Origin of the sequence: Mesorhizobium sp. M7A.F.Ca.US.006.01.1.1 (assembly GCF_003997935.1) — a bacterium.
Lineage (GTDB): Bacteria > Pseudomonadota > Alphaproteobacteria > Rhizobiales > Rhizobiaceae > Mesorhizobium.
The window spans coordinates 1-9190 of the sequence record NZ_RZQL01000265.1 but is presented as its reverse complement, the minus strand read 5'-3'; the positions used below and the strand labels follow the sequence as shown (position 1 = coordinate 9190).

Genomic DNA, 9190 nt, shown 5'->3' with positions numbered 1-9190 from the left:
CCGCGGAACAGGATTTCCTCGCCCTCGGTCAGTGTATCGCCGATGCGCAGCGTGCCGTGGTTGGGAATGCCGACGACATCACCGGCAAAGGCCTCGTCGGCGGTGACGCGGGTCCGGGCAAAGAAGAACTGCGGCGCCGACAACGACATCGGTTTTCCCGTGCGCACCAGCTTGGCCTTCATGCCGCGCTCAAGCTTGCCCGAACAGACGCGGACGAAGGCAATGCGGTCGCGATGGTTGGGGTCCATGTTGGCCTGGATCTTGAAGACGAACGACGTCATCTTCTCCTCGGTCGCCTCGACCTTGCGGGTGTCGGCCTCCTGCGCGCGCGGCGGCGGCCCAAAAGCGCCGAGTGCCTCGATCAGGTCGCGCACGCCATAATTGCGCAGCGCCGAACCGAAATAGACCGGCGTCAGATGGCCCTCGCGGAAGGCTTCTATATCAAGGGGTCTGCACGCTTCTCGCGCGAGCTCCAGTTCCTCGATGAAGGCTTCGCGCTCGTTTTCCGGCAGCAGGCCGGCAACGCGGTTGGAATCGGGACCGTTGACCGGCGTGCGTTCTTTCTCCGCGTCACCCCTGCGCACGGCATTCAGTGCCAGATGATAGGTGCCCGCAAAATTCTTGCCGCGGCCGATCGGCCAGGTGACGGGGGCAGTATCCAGTGCCAGCTTCTGCTCGATCTCGTCCAAAATCTCGAACGGATCGCGGCTTTCGCGGTCCATCTTGTTGATGAAGGTGATGATCGGAATGTCGCGCAGCCGGCAGACTTCGAACAGCTTCAGTGTGCGCGGCTCGATGCCCTTGGCGGCATCGATGACCATGACCGCCGAGTCGACCGCCGACAGCGTGCGGTAGGTGTCGTCGGCGAAATCCTCGTGGCCGGGCGTGTCGAGCAGGTTGAAGACATTGTCCTCATACTCGAAGGTCATCACCGAAGTGACGACCGAGATGCCGCGCTCGCGCTCGATCTTCATCCAGTCGGACCGCGTCTGGATCTTGTCCTTCTTGGCCTTGACCTCGCCGGCAAGCTGGATGGCGCCGCCGAACAGCAGCAGCTTTTCGGTGAGCGTGGTCTTGCCGGCGTCCGGGTGCGCGATGATCGCGAAGGTGCGGCGGCGTGCCACTTCTTCTTCTATTGCTTCGGGCATTCTCTGGGATTTCCGTGTGACAGGTCGGGCTTCTAGCAGCGCAGTGGCAGGCTGTCGACCGCTCCGGCCGGCCCACCTCTTCGTCTGGGCATGCAGCCGATCACGCCGTGGCTCAAGCCAGCTCATTGCCGCATGTTTCGCGCTGCTCGACGTTGGCAAGCGGCGAACGGGATGGCACTTGGGTGTGCGTCCGTCAGGAATCACGAGCCAAAGGAGCGAGCATGACAACGGCGAAACAAGTGATCGTCATCGGCGCCGGTATCATCGGAGCCTCGATCGCCTGGCACTTGGCCAAGGCCGGCGCGCAAGTGACGGTGATTGCCGACAGCGATGCCGGCGGGGTGGCGACGCCGAACTCCTTTGCCTGGATCAATGCCAGCTGGGGCAATCCGGAGCCCTATTTCCGGCTGCGCACTCGCGCGATGGCCGAATGGTCGCGGCTGGCGCGGGACCTGCCCGACCTGCCACTGAGCTGGTGCGGCGGCCTGTGCTGGGATTTACCGGCGGCCGACATGGAAACCTACGCCACGGAGCATTCCGCCTGGGGCTATGGCATCAGCCAAGTCGACCGCGCCGGTGCCGCGCGCATCGAGCCCAATCTCGCCGAGCTCCCGGATTTTGCCCTATATGTCGCCAAAGAAGGTGTCGCAGAGCCCGTGGCCGCAGCCCGTGTCCTATTGGCAGACGCGAAGCGACATGGCGCGAAGAACATCTCCAGCACGGTGACGGCGCTGGTCCAGACCGGCGGCAGGATCACCGGTGTCGACACATCGCATGGCTTGATTGCATCAGACGAGGTGGTGATCGCTGCCGGCGTCGGCTCGCCGGATATTGCCGCGACGGCCGGGATCAACCTGCCGATCGAAACGCCGCCCGGCCTTATCGTCCATTCGCGACCCCACAAACGACTGCTCAACGGCCTGGTGCTGGCCGAGCGGCTGCACATGCGCCAGACAGCGGAAGGCCGCATCATCGCCGGCTCGGATTTCGGCGGCGCCGACCCGGGAATGGATGCCGAAGCCACCGCCCACGCACTGTTTGCAGCCATGAAAGCCATGCTACGCGACAGCGACGGGTTGGAACTCGATTTCCACACTGTCGGCTACCGGCCGACGCCGATCGACGGCTTTCCGATCATCGGCCGCGCCGAGGGCGTTGACGGTGTCTATGTCGCCGTCATGCATTCCGGCATCACGCTGGCACCGGCCGTCGGCCTGTTCGCCGCCCGGGAAATCCTCGACGGCGAGCGCGACCCGCTGCTTGCTCCCTATGGATTGTCGCGCTTCGCTCAATAGCCTGACGGACGGTGAAAGCCGCCGGCCAGTGGTTCGATTGCCTCGGCGATGGCGAGCAACTGCTCCTCCGACCAGCGTTTGCCGACCAGTTGCAGGCCGATCGGCAGGCCGGCGCTGTCCAGTCCGCATGGGATGGAAAGGGCTGGATGGCCGCTGTAGTTGAAGACAGCGCCATAGGCCGGCAGCATCCAGTAGCTCTGCTCCTTGCCGTCGACCTTGATCGGTGTGCCCGGCTCGCAATGCGGGAAAGCGGTGGTCATGGCGACCGGGCAAAGCAGCGCGTCATAGTTTTCGAAAAACCGGTCCCAGGCGAGAATGGATTTGTCGCGGCGGGCGAGTGCCTCGAACCAACGCGAGACCGATGTCGGTCCCTCCGACGGCTCCGGCTGCGCGGCCTCCATCATCATGCCGATCAGCGCGCCGCCCTGCTCCAGATCGTCGTCCAGATCGAGTTTCGGCAGTTCTGCTGCTACGATGACGGCGCCGGCGCCTCGCAGATGCCTTGCGAGGTTTTCGACCGCGACGCTGATGTCACCAGCCACCGGAAAGCCGGGAAAGGATGGCGCGAAGGCGATGCGCAATGTCCTAGGGTCGAGCTTCGGCATGTCCTGGACCGGCACCGGCGCAAGATCGGTGTCGCTTCCATCCGGCCCAGCGATGATTTGGTAGATCAGCGCCAAATCTTCCACGCTGCGCGCCAGCGGCCCAAGACAAGACATCAGCCGCACGCCGCGTGCAGCACCGCCAGGATCGGGGAAGGCGCCGGCCAACGAGACGCGGTGCTCCGTCGGCTTCAGGCCATAGACACCGCAGAAGCTGGCCGGCAGCCGGATCGAATCCTGCATGTCGGTGCCGACGTCGAATGGCGTCATCCCCGAGCAAAGTGCCGCCGCCGCGCCGCCGCTGGAACCGCCCGCCGTGCGCTGGAGATTCCAGGGATTGCTGGTGCGGCCGAACAGCGGATTGTTCGACTGCCAGTCCGAAAGCATGGGGGCGACATTGGTCTTGGCCATCAGCACGCCGCCGGCTGCCTTCAGCCTGATAACGACCGGGCTGTCCTGCCACGCTACATAATCGGCAAAGGGCGGGAAGCCGACCGTAGTCTTCATGCCTGCCGTCTCATGCATGTCCTTCAGCGTGAACGGTACGCCATGCAGAGGTCCGAGAGCGTCGCCGCGCGCCTGGGCTGTGTCCGCCTTCTTGGCACGCTCGCGGGCGCCCTCCCTGTCTAGCGAGATGACAGCGTTGACGGCATGGTTGTGCGCATCGATTTGCGCCAGATGCGCGTCGAGGGCTTCGACGGCGGAGATTTTGCGCTTTGCGATGGCTGCGGCCAGTTCGACGGTTGAGGAGAAGGCGATGTCCATGAGGAATGCTCCGGCTTGGCCGCGCGTGCCTGACCAAATGGCGGATAGCGGCGCGATTTCAAGCGGAGTTGAGCATTAGGGGATTGGCCGCGTTTGATCGGAATTGTGCCGATAGTCCGTTGAGGTCGGCGCTGGCCCGTGACGCTACCAGTTGGCGAAGAAACCTACCCGGCCAGAGCCAGCTTCGCCGCTGCTGGAGCAAACGGGCGAATGCTGATTCCATCGCCGCTGATCGTGACAAAACTCGCTGGCGGGATCGCCTGCCAGTTGCCGCCCTCGCGGTCGAAGGGTTCGGACACGATGCAGCGGCCGCCGCCCTTGCGCAGGATAGAAGTATAGAGCGTGGGCGCATTGGCGTCGGTGGCATAGCGCACCGCATGCAGCGCCTGGCCATCCGAGAAGGCGGCGGTGAGCTTCAGCGCCGGTTCGAGGCCGGCGCGGCGCGAGGCTTCGAGCACGCGGCTGGTGGCGCGGGAAACGGCGCCTTGCGGATCGGTGGCCAGTCCCTCATCGATCATCAGCAGAAAGAACAGTTCGGAATCGGTGGTGCCTTCGCGCTGGTCGAAGACCGCGTCGGACAGCGAGTTCTCCAGCGCGCGGCGGATCTTCTCGAAGCCGCCGATCTGGCCGTTGTGCATGAACGACCAGGCGCCGGAGATGAACGGATGGCAGTTCATGCGGCTGGTGGCGCCGCCGGTCGACGCCCGGACATGGGCAAGGAACAGGCCGGATTTGATCTGCCGGCACAGGCTTTTCAGATTGGGATCGGACCAGGCCGGCAGGATATCGCGATAGAGACCCGGCTCCGGGCGGTCGCCGTACCAGGCAAGGCCGAAGCCGTCGCCATTGGTTGGCGATTTCGCTTCCTGGGCACAATGGCTCTGGGCGATCAGCGAGTGACAGGGCGCGGTGAGGATGTCTTCGAGAAAGACCGCTTCACCGAGATAGGCCGCCCACCGGCACATCGCTTCTGTCGTCCCCTAGGCGAGATCCATAAGAGCCGCAGGCTCCTTGATCGCGTGCGTGCCTCTGTTGTGCGTCCGCTCGTAAAGCTCGCGAACGATTCGGCTGGCGGTAGTTTCAAACAGAAATGGCAAGAAAGCGTGAACGAGCGCGGCGCCCGCCGCCATCAACAGGCGCGACGAAAACCAGGCGGCAAAGCCCATGTGGCTGAAATAGGTTTCGCCGACCTTGGCCGGATGAGAGGTGAAAATCCTTGCGACCGACATGCTGGTTCCCCTTCAGCGCTTCAAGTTCCTGATATGAGTATCCTGACACGCTTCGCCGGTTCATCGGTCTCAAAATGTCCTTGTATTTCGGCTATCCATGGGACAATTATCCCACATGACGCTGGAAATTGACGAAATCGACCGGAAATTGCTCGCTGAGCTGCAACGCGACGGCACCCTGTCGGTCGACCAGCTGTCGGAACGGGTGGCGCTGTCGCGCAATGCCTGCTGGCGCCGGGTGAAGCGGCTGGAAGAGACTGGTGTCATCACCGGCAGGGTGGCGCTGGTCGATGCCGAAAAGCTCGGGCTTGGCCTTTCCGTCTTCATCCTGATCCGCACGTCCAACCACGATCCGGAGTGGCTGCAGAAGTTCCGGGCGGCGGTGACCGGCTTTCCCGAGATCATCGGCGTCTACCGCATGTCCGGCGACCTCGATTATGTCTTGCGCGCCCGCGTCGCCGACGTGAAGGCCTATGATCGGCTCTACCAGCGGCTGATCGCCAAGGTGACGCTGTCGGACGTTTCCGCCTCGTTCGTGATGGAGGAAATCAAGGAAACGACCGTCGTTCCGATGGAACTGCGGTAGGTCGTCGTAACGCCACAAAGAAAGCCGTTGATAGAATTACAGTCGAGTTGACCGAATCGCCGTTCGCGCCGATAGGATCGATTTTATGCGCGCAGCCCTTCAAACTCCCTCCGTCATCGGTCCGACCGTCGGCTTCGTCAGGTTGCCGCATGCTGAAGGACTTCCCCTTCCTGCTTATGAAAGCACCGGTGCCGCCGGCATGGATCTGCGCGCCGCGGTGCCCGAGGACCGGCCGCTGCTGATCCTGCCCGGAAAACGCGCTCTGGTGCCGACCGGGCTGATCCTGGAAATTCCCGAAGGCATGGAAGGCCAGGTGCGGCCACGCTCGGGCCTCGCCTTCAAACATGGGCTTACCGTCCTCAATACGCCCGGCACCATCGACAGCGACTATCGCGGCGAGGTGAAGGTGCTGCTGATCAATCTCGGCGACGAGGACTTTGCCGTGACGCGCGGCATGCGCATCGCCCAGATCGTTTTTGCCGCGGTGACGCAAGCCGCCGTGGAAGAGCGCACTTTGGCTGGCGGCACGGCGCGCGGCGCGGGCGGGTTCGGATCGACCGGCACCGCCTGATGCCTGAACTGCCTAAACTTGTCATCTTCGACTGCGACGGCATCCTGGTCGATACAGAGAACCTGGCCAATCGGCGTCTCGCCGAATGGCTGACCGCTGCCGGCTATCCGACAAGCTTCGAATATTGCCGCAAGAATTTCTCCGGCCGCAGCATGGCGTCGGTGCAGAAAGAGATCGAAGAAGAGACCAGCGTCAGGTTTGGTGCCGATTTTGTCGATCGCTGGAATGCCGGCCTGCCGGACCTGTTCGCCCACGGCGTCGAAGCAATCCCCTATGTCCGCGAATTTGTCGAAGCCGTGCGTTCAGCCGGTATCGCCTATTGCGTCGCCACCTCGGCCCGGGTGTCGAAAATGCACATCACGCTCGGCCAGACCGGGCTGTTGCCGCTGTTCGAACACGCGATGTTTTCCTCGACCATGGTCGCGCGCGGCAAGCCGTTTCCGGACCTGTTCCTGCATGCGGCCAAAACCATGGGCTTTGCGCCCGCCGACTGCATCGTCATCGAGGACAGCGTCGCCGGCACGCAGGCCGGCATCGCGGCCGGCATGCGGGTGTTTTCCTATCACGCCGATCCCTATTCCGACCGCGCCGGCCTGATCCAGGCCGGCGGCATCCTGTTCGATGATATGCGTGAATTGGCCGGGCTGGTGCCGATCCACTGAGCTGGCTGACGGACTGGACGGGTTGGGAGGCTGTGCTACGTTCCGCGCGCCCGACAGCCTGAGGCGACCCATGCCGACGAACCTGCTTCGCCTCATCCTCGCCGTGATGCTGCTGCCATTGCCGTGGACCGCAGCCGGCGCGCAAGACGCCAGCCTTCCGGAGCTCGGCAACCCACTGCCCGGCCAAAAAGACATCACCTATCTCGACCTCGCCAGGATGATCATTCCTGACCTCGCCGCCGACAAGAATGGCTTTTACAGGGGCGGGCTGCCGATCGAGATGCGCCATATCGAGGGACCCGACAGCGGCGGCTCGCCGCCCGAAACCTCAGGCTTTTCCAATGCCTCCGTGCTTGCCATCAAGGCGGGAGGCAAGGACCGCCTGACCATGCTGTTCGATCTCGGCGATTCCTCAGACAGCGCCGAAGGCTATGCGGTGCTGGCGCTCTACGACATTACGGGCAAACCAAGGCTGCTCGACGCCGCCAATGTCGCCCTTGACCGCAACACCTATTTCCGCGAGCCCGGCAAGCTCGGCATCGGCGCCAATGACGATATCCTCATGATCGAGAGCTCGCATTCCAATTCAAACCAGAACTATATGATCGTCCCGCTGATTATGATCGCCAGGGACAAGTTGAAGCTGATCGACATCATCTATTTGTTCGACGAGCACGTGTGTGCCTATAGCCGGGCGCAGAACATTGCCTTTAAAGCCATCGCAGAGGGCCGGCGCCATGCCGCGATCAAGGTAACGGTGACCGATACCACCGTAGTGGCCGACGAAAGCTGCGATGACCAGCCGCCAAAGCCTGAATCTCACGACATCTCTGTCACCTATCATTGGGACAAGACAACGTCGCACTACGCCAAGGATTCCGACGCGCTGAAGAAATTGGCAGGAGAGAACGCCAAACGCTTCTGAACCAACCGCATTCGTTTGCCCGGCCAAATGGGGCAGGATAAAATCCGCTTAGCCACACCGCATATGATGGGGGAACTACCATGGACAAGGGCAAGATCTTTCGCGACCTGCATGCCTCGACCTTCGTCATGCCCAATCCCTGGGATATCGGCACGACGAAGCTGCTCGGCTCGTTCGGCTTCACGGCACTGGCGACGACCAGCGCCGGCTTTGCCTTTTCACGCGGCCTGCCGGACGGCGCGGTGACCTTCGACCAGATGATCCACCATTGCCGCGAAGTGACAGCGGCGACCAGCCTGCCGGTCTCGGCAGACCTCGAGAAAGGCAAGGGCGACAGCGCCGAGCAGGCCGCTGAAACCGTCTTCGCGGCCGAAGCGGCCGGTCTGGCCGGCTGCTCGATCGAGGATCACACCGGCGACCCGGACAAGCCGATCTATGATTTTGCGCACGCTGTCGAACGCGTTGCGGCGGCCGTGGAGGCGGCGCGGGCCCTGAAACGCGATTTCGTCTTCACCGCGCGGGCCGAGAATTTTCTGTGGGGCAAGTCCGACCTCGACGACACGATCAAGCGGCTGCAGGCGTTCGAGAAGGCCGGCGCCGACGTGCTCTATGCGCCAGGCATCGGCAACGTCGAGATGATCCGCACACTCTGCTCGGCGGTCAGCAAGCCGGTCAATGTCATGGCGCTACCAGGCTTCACCATCGCCGATCTCGCCATGGCCGGCGTCAAGCGGATTTCACTCGGGCCGTGGCTGACCAATTTCGCCTATGGCATGCTGGAAACGGCGGCGCGCGAGATCCAGCAGGACGGCACCTTCGGCTTCACCCGCGCCGCCATGCCGTTCAGCAAATTGCAGGCGCTGTTCGCCAAACCTTCAGCTTAGATGGAGCCCATCGCATGACGCTTACCGTCGTTGATATGCACACCGGCGGCGAGCCGCTCCGGATCGTCACCGGCGGCTATCCCAGTATTCCAAAGGGCACAATCCTGGAAAAGCGCGCCTATGTGCGCGATCATCTCGATCATCTCAGGAAAATCCTGATGTTCGAGCCACGCGGCCATTACGACATGTATGGCGCCTTGCTGGTCGAGCCGGACCTGCCCGGCGCCGACCTCGCCGTGCTGTTCATGCACAATGAGGGTTATTCGACGATGTGCGGCCACGCCATCGTCGCGCTCGGCCGCTACGCCATCGATGAAGGATTGGTGGCGAAACAGGAACCAATCACGACAGTCAATATCGAGGCGCCGTGCGGGCTGGTCGTCGCCTCGGTCGAGGTCAGGGACGGCAAGGCCGGTGCGGTGGCGTTCGAAAGCGTGCCGGCTTTCCTGTTCGCCGGTGGGCAGACGATAGAGCTGGCGGGCCACGGCACGATCGGCTTCGACATCGCCTATGGCGGGGCGTT

General features: G+C 63.1%; 11 protein-coding genes. 7 read left to right on the top strand and 4 right to left on the bottom strand.

Annotation, left to right across the window (positions count from 1 at the left end):
* The coding region (locus EN943_RS31270) for a peptide chain release factor 3 (protein ID WP_127415906.1) at positions 1–1148 on the bottom strand (1148 nt) is incomplete at its 3' end.
* 221 nt (positions 1149–1369) lie between these two features.
* Here EN943_RS31270 and EN943_RS31265 point away from each other — a divergent pair.
* A complete protein-coding gene (locus EN943_RS31265) occupies positions 1370–2443 on the top strand; it encodes an FAD-binding oxidoreductase (RefSeq protein ID WP_127415905.1) in 1074 nt (357 codons plus the stop codon).
* Here EN943_RS31265 and EN943_RS31260 read toward each other — a convergent pair.
* From EN943_RS31260 to EN943_RS31250, 3 genes are all read right to left on the bottom strand, one after another.
* Positions 2437–3810 carry an amidase gene (locus tag EN943_RS31260; protein WP_127415904.1) on the bottom strand — a complete coding sequence of 458 codons (1374 nt, stop codon included), beginning with the start codon at positions 3808–3810 and terminating at the stop codon, positions 2437–2439. The genes EN943_RS31265 and EN943_RS31260 overlap by 7 nt on opposite strands.
* A 164-nt stretch (positions 3811–3974) precedes the next feature.
* Complete coding sequence (locus tag EN943_RS31255) at positions 3975–4775, bottom strand: class II glutamine amidotransferase (protein WP_127415903.1); 801 nt, start codon at positions 4773–4775, stop codon at positions 3975–3977.
* A gap of 15 nt (positions 4776–4790) precedes the next feature.
* On the bottom strand, positions 4791–5039 hold the full coding sequence (locus EN943_RS31250; protein WP_127415902.1) for a DUF6356 family protein: 249 nt from the start codon (positions 5037–5039) through the stop codon (positions 4791–4793).
* Positions 5040–5154: 115 nt separating this feature from the next.
* Between EN943_RS31250 and EN943_RS31245 the strand changes: the two genes are divergently transcribed.
* The 6 genes from EN943_RS31245 to EN943_RS31220 form a co-directional block, all read left to right on the top strand.
* Positions 5155–5625 carry an Lrp/AsnC family transcriptional regulator gene (locus tag EN943_RS31245; RefSeq protein ID WP_127415901.1) on the top strand — a complete coding sequence of 157 codons (471 nt, stop codon included), beginning with the start codon at positions 5155–5157 and terminating at the stop codon, positions 5623–5625.
* Between the two features lie 85 nt (positions 5626–5710).
* Positions 5711–6196: a dUTP diphosphatase gene (dut, locus tag EN943_RS31240; protein WP_127415900.1), complete on the top strand. Its 486-nt coding sequence runs from the start codon at positions 5711–5713 to the stop codon at positions 6194–6196.
* Positions 6196–6858: an HAD family phosphatase gene (locus EN943_RS31235; protein WP_127415899.1), complete on the top strand. Its 663-nt coding sequence runs from the start codon at positions 6196–6198 to the stop codon at positions 6856–6858. Before dut ends, EN943_RS31235 begins: the two co-directional genes overlap by 1 nt.
* A gap of 70 nt (positions 6859–6928) precedes the next feature.
* Positions 6929–7783, top strand: a complete 855-nt coding sequence (locus tag EN943_RS31230; protein WP_127415898.1) for a hypothetical protein — start codon at positions 6929–6931, stop codon at positions 7781–7783.
* 80 nt (positions 7784–7863) lie between these two features.
* Positions 7864–8667, top strand: a complete 804-nt coding sequence (locus EN943_RS31225; RefSeq protein WP_127415897.1) for an oxaloacetate decarboxylase — start codon at positions 7864–7866, stop codon at positions 8665–8667.
* 14 nt (positions 8668–8681) lie between these two features.
* The coding region (locus tag EN943_RS31220; RefSeq protein WP_164778468.1) for a proline racemase family protein at positions 8682–9190 on the top strand (509 nt) is incomplete at its 3' end.

Excerpts from the sequence above, each read along its gene's own strand:
- EN943_RS31265 (WP_127415905.1), top strand. The coding sequence starts at position 1,370 with ATGACAACGGCGAAACAAGTGATCGTCATCGGCGCCGGTATCATCGGA.
- EN943_RS31260 (WP_127415904.1), bottom strand. The coding sequence starts at position 3,810 with ATGGACATCGCCTTCTCCTCAACCGTCGAACTGGCCGCAGCCATCGCA.
- EN943_RS31255 (WP_127415903.1), bottom strand. The coding sequence starts at position 4,775 with ATGTGCCGGTGGGCGGCCTATCTCGGTGAAGCGGTCTTTCTCGAAGAC.
- EN943_RS31250 (WP_127415902.1), bottom strand. The coding sequence starts at position 5,039 with ATGTCGGTCGCAAGGATTTTCACCTCTCATCCGGCCAAGGTCGGCGAA.
- EN943_RS31245 (WP_127415901.1), top strand. The coding sequence starts at position 5,155 with ATGACGCTGGAAATTGACGAAATCGACCGGAAATTGCTCGCTGAGCTG.
- dut (WP_127415900.1), top strand. The coding sequence starts at position 5,711 with ATGCGCGCAGCCCTTCAAACTCCCTCCGTCATCGGTCCGACCGTCGGC.
- EN943_RS31235 (WP_127415899.1), top strand. The coding sequence starts at position 6,196 with ATGCCTGAACTGCCTAAACTTGTCATCTTCGACTGCGACGGCATCCTG.
- EN943_RS31230 (WP_127415898.1), top strand. The coding sequence starts at position 6,929 with ATGCCGACGAACCTGCTTCGCCTCATCCTCGCCGTGATGCTGCTGCCA.
- EN943_RS31225 (WP_127415897.1), top strand. The coding sequence starts at position 7,864 with ATGGACAAGGGCAAGATCTTTCGCGACCTGCATGCCTCGACCTTCGTC.